Here is a 21,540-nt window from a genome sequence, read left to right as displayed (position 1 = left end):
CCGTACCATGTCACCACGTACGGCACGGCACGCGCAACATTTTGCCGACGTCTTGTCGGAATGTACGGAACGGCTGGCCGAATCAGTGGGCCGGTCCGGTGAGTCCCGCCAGATCCGCCTCCGACCAGCGGCTGCCGAAGCCGGTGAGCGTGACCGTGCGCCGTTCATCAGTACCTTCAGCACCATCAGTACCGTCAGCACCGTCGGCGCCCGGGTCGGCTTCCGTATCGACGTTCGTACCGGCGTTCGTACCGGCGCCCACGGTCCGGTGGATCACCACATGCAGCCGGTCGTCCGACAGATCCTCGACCTTGCCCTCACCCCACTCCACGACCATCACGGAGTCCGGCAGCGAGACATCCAGATCGAGGTCCTCCATCTCGTCGAGCCCCCCGCCCAGCCGGTACGCGTCGACATGGACCAGCGGCGGGCCCCCGACCAGGGACGGATGGACCCGGGCGATCACGAACGTCGGGGAGGTGACGGCGCCGCGGACGCCGAGGCCCTCGCCGAGGCCGCGGGTGAGGGTGGTCTTGCCCGCGCCGAGTTCGCCGGTCAGCATCACCAGATCGCCGGGGCGCAGGAGGGCCGCGAGGCCGCGGCCCAGCTCCCGCATCCGCTCGGGGGTCTCGACGGTGAGGCGGACAGCGGGACGGCCGGTACGGCGGGTGGCGGGCGCGGCGTCAGCCGCCGGGCTGTGCGGTGCTTCCATGAGTGCCAACGTTAGCCGCTGCCGGCATCGCGCCCACCCGTGCCAGCAGGTCGGCGAGGCGGTCCGTGACGGCCTCCGGATGCTCCAGGATCACCAGATGCCCGGCGTCCGGTACGAGCACCAGCTCCGCGTCCGGCAGCAGATCGCCGATGGCCTCGCTGTGCGTGCTGGGCGTCACCAGATCGCTCTCCCCGGCCAGGACCAGCGCCGGGATCTCCAGGAAGACCGAGAGCGCCTGCACCTTGTCGTGATCGGTGAAGGCCGGATAGAACTCCGCGACCACATCGATCGGGGTCGACTCGATGAGCCGCTCGGCGAACCGTACGACCGCCGGGTCCACGTCCTTCGAGCTGAAGGAGTACCGCTTGATCAGCCCCGCGAAGAGATCCGCCGTGGCCCGCCGGCCGCGCTCGACCAGCTCGGCCTGGGAGCCGAGCGCCTTGAGCACGCCGGGCAGGACGCGGCGTACGGCGTTCACGCCCGCGACCGGCAGGCCGTAGTTGACCTCGCCGAGCCTGCCGCTCGACGTACCGATGAAGGCGACGCCGACGACCCTCTCCCGTACCAGCTCCGGGTACTGGTCGGCGAGGGCCATGATCGTCATGCCGCCCATGGAGTGGCCGACCAGCACCAGCGGGCCCTCGGGCGCCGCCGCGTCGATGACGGTCTTCAGATCGCGGCCGAGCTGGTCGATGGAGACCGGGACCGCGCCGGGGCCCTGCTGGGCGGCGCCGCGCGCGGAGCGGCCATGGCTGCGCTGGTCCCAGTGGACGGTACGGACGAGCCCGCGCAGGGCGGCGCGCTGGAAGTGCCAGGAATCCTGGTTGAGGCAGTAGCCATGGCTGAAAACGACCGTGACCGGCGCGGGTGCCTTCCGGCCGAAGAGCCTCCGGCGGCGCGGGCCGGCCGCCGGATCCGCGCCGGTCGCGGCCTCCGGGTCGACCTCGTCGATCTCGTAGTACAGCTCCGTACCGTCGTCGGAGAGCGCGGTTCCCGGGGTGCCGCGCAGCGCGCCGTACGGTCCCGACGCGTCGAGCGCGAGCCGGGCCCTTCTGCGCATCCCGCGGCCGACCGTCAGTCTCTCGATCGCGACCCCGGCCGCCGCGCCCGCGGCGATCACGCCTATCGCGGCCCCGGCGACGCCCGCTTTGCGCCAGTTGCCCGTGACCGACGCCACCGCGGCCGCCGCCCTGGCCGCCGCGTCACCCGCCGCGCTGCTCTCGCTCACCGTGCGCTCCTCGTCGTTCCCGCCGGAATCTTCCCCGTCGTACTGAGCCTCACCCGGCTGCGGTCACACGGGCCGTTGCCCCTTCAACATACTCATCCGGGCAACGCATGCATTCAGGCCACTCGTTCGAGTGGCCGCGCGGGCCGCTCGTTGACGTGGTCACGCGGGCCGCTCATTGACGTAGACGCGAGGGACACGTGAACCGATGCGTGTGACGATCTCGTAGGCGATGGTGTCCGCCGCCTCGGCCCAGTCCTCGGCGGTCGGCTCGCCGCGGTCGCCGGGCCCGAACAGGATGGCGGTCGCGCCCGGCTCCGGGGTGTCGCCGCCGAGGTCGACGACGAACTGGTCCATGGCGACCCGCCCCGCCACCCGCCGCCTGACCCCGCCGACGAGGACGGGCCCGCGGTCGGAGGCATGGCGCGGGATGCCGTCGGCGTAACCGAGGGGTACGAGCCCGAGCGTCGTCTCCCGGGACGTCACATAGCGGTGGCCATAGCTGACGCCGTGGCCCTCCGGCGCCCGCTTGACCAGGGCGACGGAGGCGGAGAGCGTCATCGCGGGCCGCAGGCCGAAGTCCCGGGAGGTGCCGAGCTCCGGGCTCGGGGAGATGCCGTACATCGCGATGCCGGCCCGGACGAGGTCGAAGGACGCCTCGGGAAGCGTGAGCGTGGCCGCCGAGTTGGCGATATGCCGGACCTCGGGCTCGACGCCCTGCTTCTCGGCGTACGCGACCATCTCGTGGAACGCGTCGAGCTGCGCGGCGATGGAGGGGTGGCCCGGCTCGTCGGCGCACGCGAAGTGGGACCAGAGGCCGGTGACCCGGATCAGACCGGCGGCCTGCGCGTCGAGCGCGGCGGCCACGAGTTCCGGCCAGTCGGCGGGCTGGCAGCCGTTCCGGCCGAGGCCGGTGTCCGCCTTGAGCTGGATACGGGCAGGACGCCCGGCCACGCGCGCGGCGGCGGTCACCTCGCGAAGCGCCCACATCGCGCTGACGGACATGTCGAGATCGGCCTCGATGCCCTCCCGCCAGGGGTCGCCGGGCGTCCAGAGCCAGCACATGACCCGGCTCTCGATGCCCGCCGCGCGCAGGGCGAGCGCTTCGTGGGGGGTGGCCGTACCGAGCCAGGTGGCGCCCGCGTCGAGGGCGGCCCGCGCGGTGGGCACCATGCCGTGTCCGTAGCCGTCGGACTTCACGACGCCCATCAGCGCGACGCCGGGTCCCACACGGGAGCGCAGCGCGCGGACGTTGCCCCGCAGGGCGGCGAGATCGACTTCGGCCCGCGCGCGCACACCGGCCGAAGTGTGCTTGTTTTCGGTCATCGTGCCCAGTCTCTCAGAGCGATGTCCCGGGCCGGTGCGGACGCGTGACCGGTGCTGGGCCGGTGCCGGGCCTGTGCGAGGGCGCCGCGGGGGCGCCGCCGGGCCGCCGCTGGTGCGGAGGCGCAGCCGCTCAGCCCATGACGTTCCGCCACGCCTCCGGCAGGTTCTCCGCCACCTCGTCCGACACCAGCGGCGCGTTCCTCGCGGCGAGCCGGGCCGCGAGGCCATGGAGGTAGGCCGCCGCCGACGCCGCGTCACGGGCCGGCAGGCCGGCCGCGAGCAGGGAGCCCGCCAGGCCCGAGAGGACGTCCCCGCTGCCCGCCGTGGCCAGCCAGGGCGTGCCCGTCGGATTCACCCGGACCGGTACGGCCGGGTCCCGGTCCGCGACCAGTGTCGTCGAGCCCTTCAGCAGCACCGTCGCTCCGTACCGCGCCGCCAGCTCCCGAACCGCCGTCAGCCGGCCCGCCTCCACCTCCGGCCTGGCCACGCCGAGCAGCGCCGCCGCCTCGCCCGCGTGCGGGGTGAGGAGGGTCGGGGCGGTACGTCCTCGTACGGTCTCCGCGTCCAGCAGCCGCAGCCCGTCCGCGTCCACCAGCACCGGGACGTCCGAGGCCAGTACGTCCGACACGGCGGCCTCGGGGCCCGAGCCGTCGCCCAGGGCGTCCCCGAGACCGGGGCCGACCGCCCAGGCCTGGACCCGGCCCGCCTTCGACGGCGGTCCCTCGTGCACCAGCGTCTCCGGGAAGCGCGCGATCACCGCGTCGCCGCCGGGGCCCACATAGCGGACCGCGCCCGCGCCGCCCCGCAGGGCGCCCGCGACCGCGAGCACCGCCGCGCCCGGATAGCGCGTGGATCCGGCGACCACACCGACCACACCGCGCCGGTACTTGTCGCTCTCACCCGTCGGCACCGGCAGCAGCCGGGCCACATCCTCGTGCTGGAGCGCCTCCAGCTCGGGCACGGACGGCAGATGGGGCGCGAGGCCGATGTCCACGAGCCGTACCACGCCCGCGTGTTCCCTGGCCGGGTCGATCAGCAGGCCCGGCTTGTACGTACCGAACGTCACCGTCACGTCCGCGCGCAGCGCCTCCCCCGTCACCTCCCCGCTGTCCGCCTCGACCCCGCTCGGCAGATCGACGGCGACGACCACCGCGCCGGAGCCGCGGGCCGCCCGCGCCACCGGTACGGCGTCGGGGCGCAGCCCGCCGTGTCCGCCGATGCCTGTGATGCCGTCGAGTACGAGATCGGCGGCGGCCAGTACGTCGTAGGGGTCGTCGGCGACGCGTCCGCCCGCGCCGAGCAGCGCCGTCAGCCCGCCCTCGTGGGTCCGGCCGGGGGCCAGTGGTACGACGGTGACGGACGCGCCCCGACGGGCCAGCCGGGCGCCGGCGTAGAGCGCGTCGCCGCCGTTGTCGCCGCTGCCGGCGAGCAGGACGACCCGCGCCCCGTACACCCGCCCGAGCAGATCCCGCAGCAGGTCCGCGCAGACCGCGGCGATACCGGCGGCGGCGCGCCGCATGAGCGCGCCCTCCGGCAGCCGTGCCATCAGCTCGCGTTCGGCGTTCCGTACCGTCTCCACGCTGTACGCAGTACGCATTCGACCAGCCTCTCCACCGTCACCCGCCGTTGACCGCCGTCCACCCTCAACCCTCCGCGATCACCACGGCGGACGCCACCCCCGCATCGTGGCTGAGCGACACGTGCCAGGTCCGTACGCCCAGTTCCGCGGCGCGCGCCGCGACCGTCCCCCGTACCCGCAGCCGCGGCTGCCCGCTGTCCTCGACGCACACCTCGGCGTCCGTCCAGTGCAGCCCGCCGGGCGCGCCCAGCGCCTTGGCCACGGCCTCCTTGGCGGCGAACCGCGCCGCCAGGGAGGCCACTCCGCGCCGCTCGCCGCTCGGCAGCAGCAGCTCCGACTCCGAGAAGAGCCGGTCGGCGAGCTGCGGGGTCCGCCGCAGGGACTCCTCGAACCGGTCGATCTCCGCGACGTCGATCCCCACCCCGATGATCAACTCATCCTCCTTGTCCGGCTTCTCGCCGTCTCCACTCCACGATCACCGCTCACTCCACGGTGACGGACTTCGCCAGATTCCTCGGCTGGTCCACCTCATTGCCGCGCGCCGTCGCCAGCTCGCACGCGAACACCTGCAACGGCACCGTCGAGACCAGCGGCTGAAGCAGTGTCGGCGTCACCGGGATACGGATCAGATGATCCGCGTACGGCACCACCGCGTCGTCCCCCTCCTCCGCGATCACGATCGTGCGCGCGCCCCTGGCCCGGATCTCCTGGATGTTCGACACGATCTTGTCGTGCAGCACCGAACGCCCGCGCGGCGAGGGTACGACCACCACCACCGGCAGATCCTCCTCGATCAACGCGATCGGGCCGTGCTTCAGCTCACCGGCCGCGAAGCCCTCGGCGTGCATGTACGCCAGTTCCTTGAGCTTGAGCGCACCCTCCAGGGCGACCGGATAGCCCACGTGCCGGCCCAGGAACAGCACCGTCGGCTTGTCCTTGAGAGTGCGCGCCAGGGCCCGTACCGGCTCCATCGTCTCCAGGACGCGCTCCACCTCGCAGGAGATCCGCGACAGGTCCCGGATGACGGCCCTGATCTCGTCGCCCCACTTCGTACCGCGCCGCTGCCCCAGATACAGCGCGACCAGATAGCAGGCCACCAGCTGGGTCAGGAACGCCTTGGTCGACGCGACGGCGACCTCCGGGCCCGCGTGCGTGTAGAGGACGGCGTCCGACTCCCTCGGGATGGTCGAACCGTTCGTATTGCAGATGGCCAGCACCTTCGCGCCCTGCTCGCGGGCGTGCCGCAGCGCCATCAGCGTGTCCATGGTCTCGCCGGACTGCGAGATCGCGATCACCAGCGTGCGCCGGTCCAGGATCGGGTCCCGGTAGCGGAACTCACTGGCCAGCTCCACCTCGCAGGGCAACCTCGTCCAGTGCTCGATGGCGTACTTCGCGATCAGCCCGGCGTGGAAGGCCGTCCCGCACGCCACGATGACGACCTTGTCCGCCTCGCGCAGCACGGCGGCCGGGATACGCACCTCATCGAGCGTCAGCGAGCCCTCGGCGTCGATCCGTCCGAGGAGGGTGTCCGCGACCGCCTTGGGCTGCTCGGCGATCTCCTTCAGCATGAAGTAGTCGTAGCCGCCCTTCTCGGCGGCGGACGCGTCCCAGTCCACGTGGTACGCGCGGACCTCGGCCGGGGCGCCGTCGAAGTCCGTCACCACCACCCCGTCCCGGCGCAGTTCGACGACCTGGTCCTGGCCGAGCTCGATCGCGGAGCGCGTATGGGCGATGAACGCGGCGACGTCCGAGGCGAGGAAGGACTCGCCGTCCCCGACGCCCACCACCAGGGGGGAGTTGCGGCGCGCGCCGACCACCACGTCCGGCTCGTCCGCGTGGACGGCGACGAGCGTGAACGCGCCCTCCAGCCGCCGGCACACCTGCCGCATGGACTCCGCGAGATCGCCGCACGACGAGAACGCCTCGGCGAGCAGATGCGCCACGGCCTCGGTGTCGGTCTCCGACTCCAGGTCGTGGCCGCGCCCGGCCAGTTCGGCGCGGAGCGCGGCGAAGTTCTCGATGATGCCGTTGTGTACGACGGCGACGCGTCCCGCGTTGTCCAGATGGGGATGGGCGTTGACATCGGTCGGGCCGCCGTGCGTGGCCCACCGGGTATGTCCGATACCGGTGGCGCCGCTCGGCAACGGCCGTTCCACCAGCGTCTTCTCCAGGTTGACGAGCTTGCCCGCCTTCTTCGCCGCGGCCAGTCCGCCGTCGGCGAGTACCGCGACTCCGGCGGAGTCGTACCCCCGGTACTCAAGCCGCTTGAGACCCGCGATGACCACATCGAGCGCCGACTGTCCGCCGACGTAACCCACAATTCCGCACATGTCCGCAGCCTAGGTGCTGTCCCGTCGATCTTCGTGGACCGGCCGGTGCGGTGCCTGATGCGTCCCCCGCGTCGCCCGCCACGTGACCTAGCACACCACCCAGAAGGGTCCCGCACCCCCGACAATGGCGGGGTGATCACTTCGCCGCCACGAAGCGCCCCACGCCGGGGCGAGCACGGGCCGACCCCCTATGTCGACCTCAGCCGGGCCGAGTGGAGCGCGCTGCGCGACAAGACGCCGCTGCCCCTCTCCGCCGAGGAGGTCGAGCGGCTGCGCGGGCTCGGCGACGTCATCGATCTCGACGAGGTACGGGACGTCTATCTGCCGCTCTCCCGGCTGCTCAACCTCTATGTCCAGGCCACGGCGGGGCTGCGCGGCGCGCTGAACACCTTCCTCGGGGACGCGGGCAACGGGCACGGCGCCCAGCGCGGCACACCGTTCGTCATAGGCGTGGCGGGCAGTGTCGCCGTCGGAAAGTCCACCGTGGCCCGGCTGTTGCAGGCACTGCTCGCCCGCTGGCCGGAGCACCCGCGGGTGGAACGCGTCACCACCGACGGCTTCCTGCTCCCGATGAAGGAGCTCCAGTCCCGCGGGCTGATGTCACGCAAGGGTTTCCCGGAGTCGTACGACCGCCGCGCGCTGACCCGGTTCGTCGCCGACATCAAGGCGGGCAAGGACGAGGTCACGGCCCCGGTCTACTCGCATCTGATCTACGACATCGTGCCCGGCGAACTGCTCACCGTACGGCGGCCCGACATCCTCATCGTCGAGGGCCTCAACGTCCTCCAGCCCGCGCTGCCCGGCAAGGACGGCAGGACCAGGGTCGGGCTCGCCGACTACTTCGACTTCAGTGTGTATGTCGACGCGCGCCCCGAGGACATCGAGACCTGGTACCTCAACCGCTTCCGCAAGCTCCGCGAGACGGCCTTCCAGGACCCGGCCTCGTACTTCCGGAAGTACACCCAGGTCTCCGAGGAAGAAGCCCTCGACTACGCCAGGACGATGTGGCGGACCATCAACAAGCCCAATCTCCTGGAGAATGTGGCGCCCACGCGCAGCCGCGCCACACTGGTCCTGCGCAAGGGCCCCGACCACAAGGTCCAGCGGCTGTCGCTGCGCAAACTCTGACGAACTGAGGGGCTGTCAGCGTGCTCCATCTGCGCCTGCTCGTGCCGGACGGCCGTACCGACGAGGTCGTACAGGCCGTGGAGCGGACCGTCGGCACCGCGCATCTCGTCGTCGTGCCGGGGGCCTCCCGCGATCCGCGCGGCGATCTGGTCATGTGCGATGTGGCGCGCGAGGCGGGCAGCGGACTGATCGGGGAACTGCGCGCCCTCGGGATCGACGAGACCGGTTCGATCTCGGTGGAGAACATCGATCTGTCGCTGTCGAGGACGGCGGACGAGGCGGAGGAGGAAGCGCCCGGTGAGGGCGCCGACGCCGTGCTGTGGGAGCAGTTGGAGGAGGTGACCCACGAGGAGTCCTCGCTCTCCCTCACCTATCTGGCGTTCCTGGCGCTGGCGACGATGATCGCGGCCTGCGGCGTGGTGCTGGACAACGCGATCCTGATCGTGGGCGCGATGGCGGTGGGTCCGGAGTTCGGCCCACTGGCCGGGATCTGTACGGCGCTGGTGCAGCGCGCCCCGCTGCTGGCGTGGCGTTCGCTGATCGCGCTGATCGCCGGGTTCGCGGTGGCGATGGGGCTGACGACGGTCTTCAGTCTGGTGATGGACGCCTTCGGGCTCTTCACGGAATCCATGCTGGCGGCCGACCGGCCCAACACCTCGTTCATCTGGAACCCGGACCTGTTCTCGCTGGTGGTGGCGGCTCTCGCGGGGGTGGCCGGGATGCTCTCGCTGACGTCCGCGAAGTCGGGCGCGCTGGTGGGGGTGGCCATCTCGGTGACCACGGTCCCGGCGGCGGCCAACGCGGCGGTCGCCCTCGGCTACGGCGAACTCACGCAGGTATGGGGCTCCACCAGCCAGCTCCTGCTGAACCTCGCGGGCATCGTGGCCGCCGGTACGCTCACCCTGCTCACCCAGAAGGCGCTGTGGGCGGCGCGGCGGGGACGCGAACGGCGTACGGGCATCGCCCGCGTACGGCCCTGAACCGCCCCGAACCGAGGCGGCCCGGCCCCGAGACGGAACCGGAACGCACTGGGCCGGCACCCGAGGCGGCCCGGCCCCGGGGCGGAACGCGCCGCGGCCCGGACCCGCCGTGGGTCCGGGCCGCCGGAGTACTTCACCGGTTCAGCTCAACGCCTTCAGCCGAGCGCCGACTTCACCGCGTCCGCCAGCCGGCTCGCCACCGACCGCGCCTGGTCGATGTCCGCCGCCTCGACCATGACCCGTACCAGCGGCTCGGTGCCCGAGGGGCGCAGCAGGACGCGGCCCGTGGAGCCCAGTTCGCGTTCGGCCTCGGCGACCGCCGAGGCCAGTTCCGCGGAGGTCCCCACCCGCGATTTGTCGACATCGGGCACATTGATCAGCACCTGCGGCAGCCGCCGCATGACGCCCGCGAGGTCGGCCAGCGTACGGCCCGTCGCGGCGACCCGGGCCGCGAGCATCAGGCCGGTGAGGGTGCCGTCGCCGGTGGTGGCGTGGTCGAGGACGATGACATGGCCCGACTGCTCGCCGCCGAGGGCGTAGCCGTGCTCCTTCATCGACTCCAGTACGTAGCGGTCGCCGACCGCGGTCTCGACGAGATGGATGCCCTCGCGCTCCATCGCGATCTTGAACCCGAGGTTGGACATGACCGTTCCGACCACCGCGTCGCCGCGCAGCGTGCCCGCCTCGCGCATCGCGAGGGCCAGTACGGCGAGGATCTGGTCGCCGTCGACCTCTTCGCCTGCGCCGTCCACGGCCAGACAGCGGTCCGCGTCACCGTCATGGGCGATGCCGAAGTCCGCGCCGTGCTCGACGACCGCGGCCTTGAGCTGGTCCAGATGTGTGGAGCCGCATCCGTCGTTGATATTCAGCCCGTCCGGCTCAGCGCCGATCGTGACGACCTCGGCGCCGGCGCGGGTGAACGCCTCCGGTGACACCCGGGCCGCCGCGCCGTGCGCCTCGTCCAGGACGACCTTCAGCCCGTCGAGCCGGTTCGGCAGCACAGCGATCAGATGTGCCACGTACTGATCGAAACCTTCGTCGTACGAGCGGACCCGGCCCACTCCGCCACCGGTCGGCCGCTCCCAGGGGGCGCCGGTGCGGTGCACGGTGTTCTCGTAGTAGGCGGCCTCGATCCGGTCCTCCAGCTCATCGGCGAGTTTGTGCCCGCCGCGCGCGAAGAACTTGATGCCGTTGTCGGGCATGGCGTTGTGGCTCGCGGAGAGCATCACGCCGAGGTCGGCGCCCAGCACCCCGGTGAGATACGCCACCGCGGGGGTGGGCAGCACACCGACACGCAGGACGTCCACGCCCGCGCTCGCGAGTCCCGCCACGACAGCGGCCTCGAGGAATTCACCGGAAGCACGAGGATCACGTCCGACCACCGCCGTGGGCCGATGCCCCTCGAACGTTCCCACCTCGGCGAGCACATGTGCCGCCGCGACCGAAAGACCGAGCGCCAGCTCGGCCGTCAGATCGGCGTTGGCCACACCGCGCACGCCGTCCGTGCCGAAGAGTCGTCCCACAGCTCTCCCTCCGAGAACACCCGGAACCGGTAGTCACCGATAACGCCCCGAGCGAAAAGATTTCGAAAACGCAAACCCATGCAAAGTTTTGAGCGCCTGATGCTGTTATACGCCCGAGTAACCAATAAAACGAACGCCCCGGCAGCACGGAGTGCCGCCGGGGCGTTCGGGTGCCGTAGAGGCCGGCCAGCGAGGCCGTAATGCCAGTACCGGCAAGCGAGCGATTTAGCGCTTGCTGTACTGCGGCGCCTTGCGGGCCTTCTTCAGACCGGCCTTCTTGCGCTCGACCGCGCGGTCGTCGCGGCTCAGGAAGCCGGCCTTCTTCAGCGGGGCGCGGTTGTTGTCCACGTCCGCCTCGTTCAGCGAGCGGGCCACACCGAGGCGCAGGGCGCCGGCCTGGCCGGAGACGCCGCCACCGGAGATACGGGCGATGACGTCGTAGCGGTTGTCGAGCTCAAGCACCTTGAAGGGCTCGTTGACAGCCTGCTGGTGCACCTTGTTGGGGAAGTAGTCCTCAAGGGTGCGACCGTTGATCTTCCACTTGCCGGTGCCCGGGACGATCCGGACGCGGGCGATGGCGTTCTTGCGACGGCCCAGGCCGGCCGCCGGCTGCGGGTCGCCGAAGCGGGACGCCAGCGACTCGGAGGTGTACTCGCCCTCGACCGGGGTCTCCGACTCGAAGGTCGTCACCTCGGCGTACGTCTCTTCCGCCTCAGGCGCTTCGACGGGGGTCTCTGCAGTGGTCTCGGCCACGATGCTCCTCAGATTTCTTTTCGTCTTAGGGGGTGGCCGGAACTACTGCGCGACCTGGGTGATCTCGAACGGGACCGGCTGCTGAGCAGCGTGCGGGTGCTGGTCACCCGAGTAGATCTTCAGCTTCGAGATCATCTGACGGCCCAGGCTGTTCTTGGGGATCATGCCCTTGATGGCCTTCTCGACGGCCTTCTCGGGGTTCTTGGCGAGCAGCTCGTCGTAGCGGACGGAGCGCAGACCACCCGGGTAACCGGAGTGGCGGTACGCCATCTTCTGGGTCCGCTTGTTGCCGGACAGGTGCACCTTGTCGGCGTTGATGATGATGACGAAGTCACCGGTGTCGACGTGGGGCGCGTAGATCGGCTTGTGCTTACCGCGCAGAAGGTTGGCGGCGGTGGTCGCCAGACGGCCCAGGACGATGTCCTGCGCGTCGATGATGTGCCACTGGCGCGTCACATCGCCGGGCTTGGGGCTGTACGTACGCACGGTCGTATGCCTTCGCTTCTTCAGTGATGGGGTCTCCCCCAGCCCCCCAGGGCTGAGGGGACGGGTCCTGTACAGGGGCCACCCGGACGATCACGACAGCCCTGGTGGTGCTCCGGGGACGCAACCCGTGCACCTACCGCTGTCCATCGGCCCGGTGGACCGGCGTAAGGGCCCCTCGCGTGAGAACGACCAAGCCAATACGCATAACGAACCAGAAGAATACCGTCGCTGCCCCGTACGGGTCAAAACGGGGGCAGGCCCCCAAGCGCGGGGCCTCCCAAGGGCCGGACGGCCGCCCACAGGCCGGGCCGCCTGTGAGGGCCGGGCCGTCGTCCGGCCGGCGCCTACCGCGCCCGTACCACCCGTCGCTCGTCCCACACCGGCTCCGGCGTCTCCCGTACGACCCCGTCCGAGCCGAATACCAGATACCGGTCGAAGGAGCGAGCGAACCAGCGGTCGTGGGTGACCGCCAGCACCGTCCCGTCGTACGCCTCAAGGCCGTCCTGGAGCGCCTCCGCGGACTCCAGGTCCAGGTTGTCCGTCGGCTCGTCCAGCAGCAGCGCGGTCGTACCGCACAGTTCGAGCAGCAGGATCTGGAAGCGCGCCTGCTGGCCGCCCGAGAGCTTCTCGAAGGGCTGGTCGCCCTGGCGCTCCAGCTCGTACCTGCGCAGCACGCTCATCGCGCCGCCCCGGTCCTTCGCGTGCTCCGTCCACAGGATGTCGACCAGTGTGCGGCCGAGCAGCTCGGGGTGGGCGTGGGTCTGCGCGAAGTGGCCCGGTACGACCCGCGCGCCCAGCTTCCATCCGCCGGTGTGCCGTACGTCCTCGCCGGCCAGCAGCCGCAGGAAGTGGGACTTGCCGGAGCCGTTCGAACCGAGCACCGCGACCCGCTCGCCGTAGTAGATCTCCAGCGAGAACGGCTTCATCAGCCCGGTCAGCTCAAGATTCTCGCAGGTCAGGGCTCGTACGCCGGTACGGCCGCCGCGCAGCCGCATGGAGATCTCCTGCTCGCGCGGCGGCTCCGGCGGCGGGCCCGCGTCCTCGAACTTCTTGAAGCGCGTCTGCATCGCCCGGTAGCGCGAGGCCATGTCGGGGCTGATCGCCGCCTGCTGCCGCAGCCGGTGCACCAGCGCCTTCAGCCGGGCGTGCTCCTCGTCCCAGCGCCGCTTCAGCTCCTCGAAACGCGCGAAGCGCTCCTTGCGGGCCTCGTGGTACGTGCCGAACCCGCCGCCGTGCACCCACACGTCGGAGCCGGCCGGGCTGGGCTCCACGCTCACGATCTTCTCGGCGGCCCTGGCCAGCAGCTCCCGGTCGTGGGAGATGAAGAGGACCGTCTTACGGGTCTCCTTCAGCCGCTCCTCCAGCCACCGCTTGCCCGGCACGTCCAGATAGTTGTCCGGCTCGTCCAGCAGCAGCACCTGGTCGGGCCCGCGCAGCAGCGCTTCCAGCACCAGCCGTTTCTGCTCGCCGCCGCTCAGGGTGCGCAGCTCGCGCCACTGCGCCTTCTCGTACGGGACGCCGAGCGCCGCCGTCGTGCACATGTCCCAGACCGTCTCGGCCTCGTAGCCGCGCGCCTCCGCCCAGTCGCTCAGCGCCTGCGCGTACCGCATCTGCGCGGCCTCGTCGTCGACCGTCATGATGCCGTGCTCGGCCGCGTCGACGGCCGCCGCGGCTTCCCGTACGCGCGGCTGCGCGACCGAGACCAGCAGGTCACGGACCGTGCGCTCGTCCCGTACCGACCCCACGAACTGCGACATCACACCGAGCCCGCCGCTGACCGTCACCGAGCCGCCGTGCGGCTGGAGGTCCCCCGCGATCAGCCTCAGCAGGGTGGTCTTGCCCGCGCCGTTGGCCCCGACGAGAGCGACGACGGAGCCTTCCGCGACGCGGAACGAGGCGTCGGCGAGCAGCACCCGTCCGTCGGGCAGGTAGTACTCCAGGTGCGCGGCCTCAACATGTCCCATGTCCGGCATTGTCGGTGCAGGCGGCGCGGGAGCCCAATCCTTTTCCGATTCCCGCGCGGTTTCCCGGCCGCCGGGCGGTCTAAACTCGCGCCATGAGCTTTGGGCAAGGGGGGCCCTCCTGGGGCGGCCCCGGTTCACCGGACCATGACCCGCACGGCACACAGACACCGGACTGGGCCGCTCTCGCGGACGCCTCCGCCGCGCGCACCCGCCGCAAACGCTGGCTGATGATCGGCGGCGGCGTGCTCGCGACCGGCGCGATAGCCGCGATCGTGGCGACCGCCGTCGTCTCCATGAACGGCGGGAACGACCGCGGCTCGGAGAACACCTCCAACGAGCTGCCCACGCCCAGCGGTCTGCCGGACCAGAGCCCCGAGACCGAGCCCACCTTCTCGTCGGTCGCGCCGCTGCCGCCGCCGAACCCGAAGGACTACGTCTCCAGCGCCGACAAGGACAAGGCGCCGCTGAGCGCCGACACCCTCTTCCCCGGCGACAAGCTCACGATGAGCGACCGCGTCTACGCGAAGGGCGCCACGGCCCGCACCACCAACTGCGCCGCGGCGGCGCAGGGCCGGCTCGGCTCCATCCTCGCCTCGAACAGCTGCGACGAGGTCATCCGCGCCACGTACAGCAAGGACGGGGTCGCCGTGACCGTCGGCGTCGCGGTCTTCCAGACCGAGGCGCTGGCGCTGAAGGCCAAGGAGCAGGCGAAGGACGGCGTCGCCTCGCTCTCCGGCGCCGGTGTCCCGACCTTCTGCCGGGCCCCCTCCATCTGCCGCAAGACCACCAACTCGTACGGCAGGTACGTCTACTTCACGGTCGGCGGCTTCACCTCCGGGACGAACGTCACCGAATCGGACAAGGACGTCTTCACCGTCGGGGACGATGTCGCGGAGTTCACCTTCCGCCAGATCCTCGCCCGGGGCAGGGCCCAGGCGTCTGCCGCGGCCACCGCCCCCGGCCAGCGGTAACCGGCGCTCGTCAACCCCCGTCGTCACAACTCGGCTGTCAACCCCGGGCCGTCAACCCCGGGCCGTCAACCCCGGCCGTCATCCGCGTCGCGGCCCCGCCGTCGGCACCGCCCGCGCTCTCCGCTGGGTACAGTCAGCGCACATTGTGTGGCGCTGGTGAACGTTCAGAGGGCGTGGGGTGGATGGCGGTCAAAGTCACCGTGGTGGTACCGACGTACAACTCGGGAATCCACATCGAGCCGCTGGTCGGCTCGCTCCTGGGGCAGACCCTGCCCAGCGACGAGTTCGAGGTGCTCTTCGTCGACGACGGCTCGACCGACGAGACCCCGGAGCGGCTGGCGGCCCTGGTCGCCGAGCACGACCACTTCCGGCTGGAGCGCATTCCCAACTCGGGCTGGCCGGGAAAGCCGCGCAACATCGGTGTGGAGCGGGCGAACGGCCACTACGTGCAGTTCGCCGACCACGACGACCGGCTGGCGCCCGAGGCGCTGGAGCGGCTGTACGCCATGGCCGCGCGCAATGACTCCGACATCGTCATCGGCAAGGTCGCCAGCAACTTCCGCAGCCGGGGCGTCCCGTACGGTCTGATGACCCGGACCCGGGAGAGCTGCACGGTACGGAACGCGCCGCTCATCGACAGCCTCACCCCGCACAAGATGTTCCGCACCGCGTTCCTGCGCGAGCACGGCATCGCGCACCCCGAGGGGCCCTGGATCCTGGAGGACCAGCTCTTCATGGTCCGCGCCTATCTCAAGGCGTCCGTGGTCTCCGTACTGGGCGACTACGTGTGTTACGCGTACTGGGCCCGGGAGGACGCCGAGAACGCCGGTACGGCCGCCATGGACCCGCGCCGGTACTACGGGAATCTCCGCGAGGTCATGGCGACCGTCGTCGCGGGCACCGAGCCGGGGCCCGAGCGCGACCGGCTGCTGCGCCGCTTCTACCGGGTGGAGATGCTGCACCGGCTGGGCGAGCCGCCCCGGGGCCTGCTGGTCGACCCGCCGTTCCGGGACGACCCGTTCGAGGTCGTGCGCGAGCTGGCCGAGGAGTTCATGACGGACGGCGTGCACACGGGGCTGGCCGCCGTACAGCGGACCAGATCGGCCCTGCTCCGGGCGAACAGACCGGCGGAACTCACCGAGTTCACCCGCAGACAGACGGATCTGAGCGCCCGGTGCGCGATCGAGCGCGCGGGCTGGAGCCGCGACCGGTTCAAGGCGTCGTTCACGGCCCGTTTCGCGGGCGAACCGGGCCCCGGCGGCGCCCATGACGGGTCCGGCCTGCTGCTGGCCCGGCGCGGCGACCGGTACTTCCTCGCGCCCGCCCTGACGGACGGGGTCCTGCCCGAACCCGTCGAGGTGACCGACGAGTTGAAGTCCTTCAAGGCCGATGTGCTGCTGCGCCACGCGGAGACCGCGCATGTGTGGCTCCCCCAGCGCGAGACCTCGCTCGTCCTGGAGGAGGAGCCCGCCCCGGACGCTCTCGCGGGCGCCCTGCCCGAGGGCACCGTTCTCGTACGGCCCGTCGTCCGCGGCACGGTCGCCATCGACCCGCTGCGCGACGCGGGCGGCGGGCCCCTGGCCGAGGGCGTGTGGGAGGTGCGGGTCAGGCTCACCGGCGCGGGCTTCGACCGGTACACCCGTCTCGGCGGGGACACGGCCCCCGGGGAGGCGGCCCTGCCCGCCCCCGAGATCCTCGGCGGGCACGAGATCAGCGGCGCCCTGACCGAGGACGGACTGACCCTGACCGTACGCGCGACCGACGCGGTGCCCGGTCCCCGGCCGCCGAAGGTCAGCGTCGTCGTACCGACCGCCGGAGCGGCGCCCGAGGCCGTGGAGACCACCCTCGCCTCACTGGCCGACCAGACGCTGCCGTCGGACGGCATCGAGGTGATCACCGTGGCGGACGCGGCGCCGGGCACCGACCCCCGGAACGCCGGCACCGACCGCGCGACCGGTGAGTACGTGCTGTACATGGAGCCCGGCGACCGGCTCGGCACGGAAGCCCTGGAACGGATGTACGCGTACGGCATCGAGCACGACGCCGACATCGTCGCCGGCAAGCTCGCGGGCAGGGGCCGGCCCGTCCCCCGCGAGCTGTTCGTACGGGACCGGCCGCGCGCCACCCTCGCCAAGGACCCGCTGGCCGACAGCCTGACCGCCAACAAGCTGTTCCACCGCGCGTTCCTCGACGGGCACGGGCTGCGCTTCCCGGCGGGCGGCGGCAGCCGGGCCCTGGCCGAGCAGGCGTTCACCGCCGAGGCCACCCTCCGGGCGGGCCGTACCGCCGTCCTCGGCAGCTATGTCTGCTACCACTACGGTCCGGGCGGCGCGGGTCCCGCCGTACCGCCCGGGGAGTTCTACGCCGAGCTGCGCACCCTGCTGAAGACCGTCGACGGCCTTGTCGCGCCCGGGGCGGCACGCGACCGGCTGCACCGGCGCTGGCTGCGCGTGGAGATCCTGGACCGGCTGAGCGGCAAGCGGCTGCTCGACCTGGACGAGGACGCGCGGCGCGAGCTGTTCCGGGCGATCCGCGGGGTCGTCGTGGACGGGATCTCGGAGACGTCGGTGGCCGGGCTGCCCGCCGCCCGCCGGGTGGCCGTCGGGCTGATCACCGACGACCGGCTCGACGATCTGGTGGCGCTGGCCGCGTGGGAGTCCTCGGTCGGCTGCCACGCGCGGCTGGACGCGCTGTCCTGGCTGAACGACGGCGGCTGCCTGCGGATCGCCTTCACGGGCGAGCTGCACGGCGCCGACGGCCCTCTGGGCGTCACCGACGCCGCCCCGGACACGGCCGCCGCCACAGAGACGGGCACGGGCACCGGCACGGGCAGCACGGGCACGGATCAGGAGGCTCTGGCCCCGGCCGGTCTCTCCCCGGCCCTACGGGACCGCCTCGCCCGTGAGCCACTGACCGGCGCCGCCGCCCCCGCCAAGGCGTCCGTCGTCCTCGTCCTGCGCGAGCGCGCCAGCGGCGCCGAATACCGGCTGCCCACGAAGACCACCGTCTTCCGCCCCGAAGGCGTGCTGAGCGTCGCCGGAACCGCCCGGCTCGACCTCGCCACGGCGCTGGACGGCGCCCCGCTCGGCGACGGCGTCTGGGATCTGTCCGTACGCCTCACCGCGCTCGGCTTCACGAAGTCCGCGCGGCTCGGCTCCCGGCGCGGCCCCGAGGTGCCCGAGCGGCCCACGCCCGTGCCGCACCCGACCGCGCGGGACCGCCGCGTCACGCCGTACTGGACCAATCCGCAGAGCGATCTGTCCCTGCGCGTCGCGGCCCCGAAGCCGGAGCCCGCCCCCACCGCGGCCACGCCGTCCCGTACGCCAGGACCGCTGCGCCGCCTGGCCCGCCGGCTGCGGAGCAGCTGACTCAGCAGCAGCCCGCATCGCCATTCAGGTTCGCGCCCAGCGTCCGCTTGTTGCGCGCCGCACGGTTCCGCTCGCCCAGCAGCTCGTCGGCCGGATAGCCGACCTCCTCCAGGGTGAGCCCGTGCGGCCGCACGACATGCACCGCCGAGTCCCGCACCCCCGCCGCCAGCACCTTCGCCGGCCACTCCACGGGCCGGTGCCCGTCGCCCACGAACAGCAGCGCGCCCACCAGCGAGCGCACCATGTTGTGGCAGAAGGCATCGGCCCGCACGGTCGCGGTGATCACCCCGTGCGCGTCCCGCTCCCACTCCAGCCGCTGGAGCGTACGGATGGTGGTCGCGCCCTCGCGACGCTTGCAGTACGCCGCGAAGTCGTGCTCGCCGCGCAGCCCGGCGGACGCCGCGTTCATCGCCGCCACGTCCAACGGCCAGTCGTGCCACAGCACATGACCCCGCAGCAGCGGATCGACACCCCCGGGATGATCGGTCACGCGGTACGCGTAGCGCCGCCAGACGGCCGAGAAGCGCGCGTTGAATCCCGGGGGCGCCTCGGTGACCTTCCAGACCCGTACGTCATGGCTCAGCCGCCCCGCGAGCCGCCGCACCAGCCGCTCCCGGTGCTCGGCCCACACGTCCTCCGGCAGATCGACATGCGCGACCTGCCCGCGCGCGTGCACGCCCGCGTCCGTACGCCCGGCGACGGTCAGCTCGTACGTACGCGAGGACCGCGTCACCGTACGCAGCGCGTCCTCGATCTCGCCCTGGACGGTCCGCCGGGTCCGCTGCCTCGCCCAGCCGGAGAAGTCCCGGCCGTCGTACGACAGGTCCAGCCGTATCCGTACGTGTCCGGGCGCCGCGCCCTCGATGTCCCCGCTCACCTGACCCACCTGACCCACCCATCCGTCCTCTCCATACAGAACGGGTCCGCCCCCCATGAGGGAGCGGACCCGTCCGTCAGTCGTCAGAACGCTCAGGCGTCCTTGGACTCCGACTCGGCCTCGGCGGCCGGCTTGGCGTCCTCGACGGCCTCGGCCGGAGCCTCGTCCTTCTTGAGGGCGTCTTCCTTGACCGCGCGCTTCGTCGCCGCCTCGGCCTCACCGGTGGCCTGCTGCGCCACGGTCAGGGCCTCGACCAGCTCGATGACCGCCATCGGGGCGTTGTCGCCACGACGGTTGCCGATCTTGGTGATACGCGTGTAACCACCGGGGCGGTTCTCGTACCGCGGGGCGATCTCGGTGAAGAGCGTGTGGACGACGCTCTTGTCCGTGATCGACTGCAGCACCAGGCGACGGTTGTGGATGTCGCCCTTCTTCGCCTTGGTGATGAAACGCTCCGCGATCGGGCGCAGGCGACGGGCCTTGGCCTCGGTCGTGGTGATGCGGCCGTGCTCGAAGAGCGACTTCGCGAGGTTCGCGAGGAGCAGCTTCTCGTGCGCGGCGCTGCCGCCCAGACGGGCACCCTTGGCGGGCTTCGGCATGTGTATCTCCTTGTGTCTGCACCGGCCGTATCAGGTACCGGTGTCAGTTCCCGCGGGGCGGCTGCCCCGCGGAAGCGCAATCACGCCGGTCCGGGCTGTCCAAGCCCCGGACCCGGCAAAATCAGCCTCAGTACTGCTCGGTCTCCACGAAACCCGCGTCCGCGTCGTCGTCGGCGCCGAAGGCGTCCGCCGCTGCGGTCGGGTCGAATCCGGGCGGGCTGTCCTTGAGGGCCAGGCCCATGCCGGCCAGCTTCGCCTTGACCTCGTCGATCGACTTGGCACCGAAGTTACGGATGTCGAGGAGATCGGCCTCGGAGCGCGCCACCAGCTCACCCACGGAGTGGATGCCCTCGCGCTTGAGGCAGTTGTACGACCGGACGGTGAGCTCAAGCTCCTCGATCGGCAGGGCGAGATCGGCGGCGAGCGCCGCGTCCGTCGGCGACGGGCCCATGTCGATGCCCTCGGCGTCGATGTTGAGCTCGCGCGCCAGACCGAACAGCTCGACCAGCGTCTTACCGGCGGACGCCATGGCGTCACGCGGCCGCATGGCCTGCTTGGTCTCGACGTCGACGATCAGCTTGTCGAAGTCGGTGCGCTGCTCGACACGGGTCGCCTCGACCTTGTACGTGACCTTGAGCACCGGCGAGTAGATGGAGTCGACCGGGATACGGCCGATCTCCTGGCCCACCTGCTTGTTCTGGACGGCGGAGACATAGCCGCGACCGCGCTCGACGGTCAGCTCCATCTCCAGCTTGCCCTTGCCGTTCAGCGTCGCGAGCACGAGGTCCGGGTTGTGCACCTCGACACCGGCCGGCGGGGCGATGTCAGCGGCCGTGACCAGGCCGGGACCCTGCTTGCGCAGGTACATCACGACCGGCTCGTCGTGCTCCGAGGAGACGACCAGCTGCTTGATGTTCAGGATGAGGTCGGTGACGTCCTCCTTGACGCCCGGCACGGTGGTGAACTCGTGCAGGACACCGTCGATCCGGATCGACGTGACCGCCGCGCCGGGAATCGAGGAGAGGAGCGTACGCCGAAGCGAGTTGCCGAGCGTGTAGCCGAAGCCCGGCTCCAGCGGCTCGATCACGAACCGCGAGCGGTATTCGTCGACGACCTCTTCGGTCAGCGAGGGACGCTGAGCGATAAGCATGTTGCGATCCTCCAGTCTTGGCACCCGCTATTTGATGCCAACAGAACAAGGGTACGGGCGGCACGGCACCGAAGCGCCGTACCGCCCGCGAGCCGTTCCCCCTCAGCGGGGGAAAGGGTCAGACGCGGCGGCGCTTCGGGGGGCGGCAGCCGTTGTGCGGGGTGGGGGTGACGTCCTGGATCGAGCCCACCTCCAGGCCGGTGGCCTGGAGCGAACGGATCGCGGTCTCACGGCCGGAGCCGGGACCCTTGACGAAGACGTCGACCTTGCGCATGCCGTGCTCCTGCGCGCGGCGGGCGGCCGACTCGGCGGCCATCTGCGCGGCGAAGGGGGTGGACTTGCGCGAGCCCTTGAAGCCGACGTGGCCGGCGGAGGCCCAGGAGATCACGTTGCCCGAGGGGTCGGTGATCGAGACGATCGTGTTGTTGAACGTGCTCTTGATGTGGGCGTGCCCGTGAGCGACGTTCTTCTTTTCCTTGCGGCGCACCTTCTTGGCAGCGCCCTGACGACCCTTGGGGGGCATCTGTTTCTCCTACAGGGAGGTGGTCGGTCCTACAGCGAAGACCGCG

18 protein-coding genes are annotated in these 21,540 nt (G+C 71.4%); 4 read left to right on the top strand and 14 right to left on the bottom strand.

All coding sequences use genetic code 11. The annotated features are described in order from the left end of the window. Nucleotides 1-82: 82 nt before the first annotated feature. The 6 genes from tsaE to glmS all read right to left on the bottom strand — a co-directional run bounded on the left by tsaE (nucleotide 83) and on the right by glmS (nucleotide 7,172). Nucleotides 83-712 (bottom strand): tRNA (adenosine(37)-N6)-threonylcarbamoyltransferase complex ATPase subunit type 1 TsaE, encoded by a 630-nt coding sequence (tsaE, locus tag ACFRKB_RS07930; protein ID WP_383104188.1) that lies wholly within the window; start codon nucleotides 710-712, stop codon nucleotides 83-85. After that, nucleotides 684-1,940 (bottom strand): alpha/beta fold hydrolase, encoded by a 1,257-nt coding sequence (locus tag ACFRKB_RS07925; RefSeq protein WP_383104186.1) that lies wholly within the window; start codon nucleotides 1,938-1,940, stop codon nucleotides 684-686. The genes tsaE and ACFRKB_RS07925 overlap by 29 nt, the downstream gene beginning before the upstream one ends. A 159-nt stretch (nucleotides 1,941-2,099) precedes the next feature. Next, complete coding sequence (alr, locus tag ACFRKB_RS07920; protein WP_383104184.1) at nucleotides 2,100-3,263, bottom strand: alanine racemase; 1,164 nt, start codon at nucleotides 3,261-3,263, stop codon at nucleotides 2,100-2,102. A gap of 130 nt (nucleotides 3,264-3,393) precedes the next feature. After that, nucleotides 3,394-4,860, bottom strand: coding sequence for an NAD(P)H-hydrate dehydratase (locus tag ACFRKB_RS07915; protein WP_383104182.1), 1,467 nt, complete (start codon nucleotides 4,858-4,860; stop codon nucleotides 3,394-3,396). A gap of 46 nt (nucleotides 4,861-4,906) precedes the next feature. Further along, the gene (locus tag ACFRKB_RS07910; protein WP_383104181.1) at nucleotides 4,907-5,275 is read right to left on the bottom strand and encodes a holo-ACP synthase; all 369 of its coding nucleotides are present in this window, start codon (nucleotides 5,273-5,275) and stop codon (nucleotides 4,907-4,909) included. Between the two features lie 49 nt (nucleotides 5,276-5,324). After that, complete coding sequence (gene glmS / locus ACFRKB_RS07905; protein ID WP_383104179.1) at nucleotides 5,325-7,172, bottom strand: glutamine--fructose-6-phosphate transaminase (isomerizing); 1,848 nt, start codon at nucleotides 7,170-7,172, stop codon at nucleotides 5,325-5,327. A gap of 132 nt (nucleotides 7,173-7,304) precedes the next feature. Between glmS and coaA the strand changes: the two genes are divergently transcribed. Together coaA and ACFRKB_RS07895 are read left to right on the top strand one after the other, a co-directional pair. Continuing rightward, complete coding sequence (gene coaA, locus ACFRKB_RS07900; protein ID WP_365972372.1) at nucleotides 7,305-8,300, top strand: type I pantothenate kinase; 996 nt, start codon at nucleotides 7,305-7,307, stop codon at nucleotides 8,298-8,300. A gap of 20 nt (nucleotides 8,301-8,320) precedes the next feature. Further along, nucleotides 8,321-9,280: a DUF389 domain-containing protein gene (locus ACFRKB_RS07895; protein WP_383104177.1), complete on the top strand. Its 960-nt coding sequence runs from the start codon at nucleotides 8,321-8,323 to the stop codon at nucleotides 9,278-9,280. 155 nt (nucleotides 9,281-9,435) lie between these two features. Here the strand turns inward: ACFRKB_RS07895 and glmM are convergent, their stop codons facing one another. The 4 genes from glmM to ACFRKB_RS07875 form a co-directional block, all read right to left on the bottom strand. After that, the gene (gene glmM, locus ACFRKB_RS07890; RefSeq protein ID WP_383104175.1) at nucleotides 9,436-10,803 is read right to left on the bottom strand and encodes a phosphoglucosamine mutase; all 1,368 of its coding nucleotides are present in this window, start codon (nucleotides 10,801-10,803) and stop codon (nucleotides 9,436-9,438) included. Nucleotides 10,804-11,028: 225 nt separating this feature from the next. Beyond that, nucleotides 11,029-11,556: a 30S ribosomal protein S9 gene (rpsI, locus tag ACFRKB_RS07885; protein ID WP_365972376.1), complete on the bottom strand. Its 528-nt coding sequence runs from the start codon at nucleotides 11,554-11,556 to the stop codon at nucleotides 11,029-11,031. Nucleotides 11,557-11,598: 42 nt separating this feature from the next. After that, nucleotides 11,599-12,042: a 50S ribosomal protein L13 gene (gene rplM, locus ACFRKB_RS07880; RefSeq protein ID WP_365972377.1), complete on the bottom strand. Its 444-nt coding sequence runs from the start codon at nucleotides 12,040-12,042 to the stop codon at nucleotides 11,599-11,601. Nucleotides 12,043-12,386: 344 nt separating this feature from the next. After that, nucleotides 12,387-14,006 (bottom strand): ABC-F family ATP-binding cassette domain-containing protein, encoded by a 1,620-nt coding sequence (locus ACFRKB_RS07875; protein WP_383104174.1) that lies wholly within the window; start codon nucleotides 14,004-14,006, stop codon nucleotides 12,387-12,389. Between the two features lie 92 nt (nucleotides 14,007-14,098). Between ACFRKB_RS07875 and ACFRKB_RS07870 the strand changes: the two genes are divergently transcribed. Further along, nucleotides 14,099-14,977 (top strand): hypothetical protein, encoded by an 879-nt coding sequence (locus tag ACFRKB_RS07870; RefSeq protein WP_383104173.1) that lies wholly within the window; start codon nucleotides 14,099-14,101, stop codon nucleotides 14,975-14,977. A gap of 182 nt (nucleotides 14,978-15,159) precedes the next feature. Continuing rightward, on the top strand, nucleotides 15,160-18,345 hold the full coding sequence (locus tag ACFRKB_RS07865) for a glycosyltransferase (RefSeq protein WP_383104171.1): 3,186 nt from the start codon (nucleotides 15,160-15,162) through the stop codon (nucleotides 18,343-18,345). Between the two features lies 1 nt (nucleotide 18,346). On the opposite strand, the gene truA is transcribed toward ACFRKB_RS07865, so the two are convergent. From truA to rpsK, 4 genes are all read right to left on the bottom strand, one after another. Next, complete coding sequence (truA, locus tag ACFRKB_RS07860; RefSeq protein WP_383104169.1) at nucleotides 18,347-19,222, bottom strand: tRNA pseudouridine(38-40) synthase TruA; 876 nt, start codon at nucleotides 19,220-19,222, stop codon at nucleotides 18,347-18,349. A 92-nt stretch (nucleotides 19,223-19,314) separates the two neighbouring features. Continuing rightward, nucleotides 19,315-19,821, bottom strand: a complete 507-nt coding sequence (gene rplQ, locus ACFRKB_RS07855) for a 50S ribosomal protein L17 (protein WP_030351453.1) — start codon at nucleotides 19,819-19,821, stop codon at nucleotides 19,315-19,317. A gap of 127 nt (nucleotides 19,822-19,948) precedes the next feature. Then, on the bottom strand, nucleotides 19,949-20,971 hold the full coding sequence (locus tag ACFRKB_RS07850) for a DNA-directed RNA polymerase subunit alpha (protein ID WP_003956430.1): 1,023 nt from the start codon (nucleotides 20,969-20,971) through the stop codon (nucleotides 19,949-19,951). A 118-nt stretch (nucleotides 20,972-21,089) separates the two neighbouring features. Then, nucleotides 21,090-21,494 (bottom strand): 30S ribosomal protein S11, encoded by a 405-nt coding sequence (gene rpsK, locus ACFRKB_RS07845; RefSeq protein ID WP_003956432.1) that lies wholly within the window; start codon nucleotides 21,492-21,494, stop codon nucleotides 21,090-21,092. Between the last annotated feature and the right edge of the window lie 46 nt (nucleotides 21,495-21,540).

The sequence above is a fragment of the Streptomyces scopuliridis genome, from assembly GCF_042790125.1.
Lineage (GTDB): Bacteria > Actinomycetota > Actinomycetes > Streptomycetales > Streptomycetaceae > Streptomyces > Streptomyces scopuliridis_A.
Note: the sequence above shows the minus strand (reverse complement) of the source record. Positions and strands in the feature narration are given on the sequence as shown.

Coding starts and splice junctions, on each gene's coding strand:
- tsaE (WP_383104188.1), bottom strand. CDS start 712: ATGGAAGCACCGCACAGCCCGGCGGCTGACGCCGCGCCCGCCACCCGC.
- alr (WP_383104184.1), bottom strand. CDS start 3,263: ATGACCGAAAACAAGCACACTTCGGCCGGTGTGCGCGCGCGGGCCGAA.
- ACFRKB_RS07915 (WP_383104182.1), bottom strand. CDS start 4,860: ATGCGTACTGCGTACAGCGTGGAGACGGTACGGAACGCCGAACGCGAG.
- glmS (WP_383104179.1), bottom strand. CDS start 7,172: ATGTGCGGAATTGTGGGTTACGTCGGCGGACAGTCGGCGCTCGATGTG.
- ACFRKB_RS07875 (WP_383104174.1), bottom strand. CDS start 14,006: ATGGGACATGTTGAGGCCGCGCACCTGGAGTACTACCTGCCCGACGGA.
- ACFRKB_RS07870 (WP_383104173.1), top strand. CDS start 14,099: ATGAGCTTTGGGCAAGGGGGGCCCTCCTGGGGCGGCCCCGGTTCACCG.
- ACFRKB_RS07865 (WP_383104171.1), top strand. CDS start 15,160: ATGGCGGTCAAAGTCACCGTGGTGGTACCGACGTACAACTCGGGAATC.
- rplQ (WP_030351453.1), bottom strand. CDS start 19,821: ATGCCGAAGCCCGCCAAGGGTGCCCGTCTGGGCGGCAGCGCCGCGCAC.
- ACFRKB_RS07850 (WP_003956430.1), bottom strand. CDS start 20,971: ATGCTTATCGCTCAGCGTCCCTCGCTGACCGAAGAGGTCGTCGACGAA.
- rpsK (WP_003956432.1), bottom strand. CDS start 21,494: ATGCCCCCCAAGGGTCGTCAGGGCGCTGCCAAGAAGGTGCGCCGCAAG.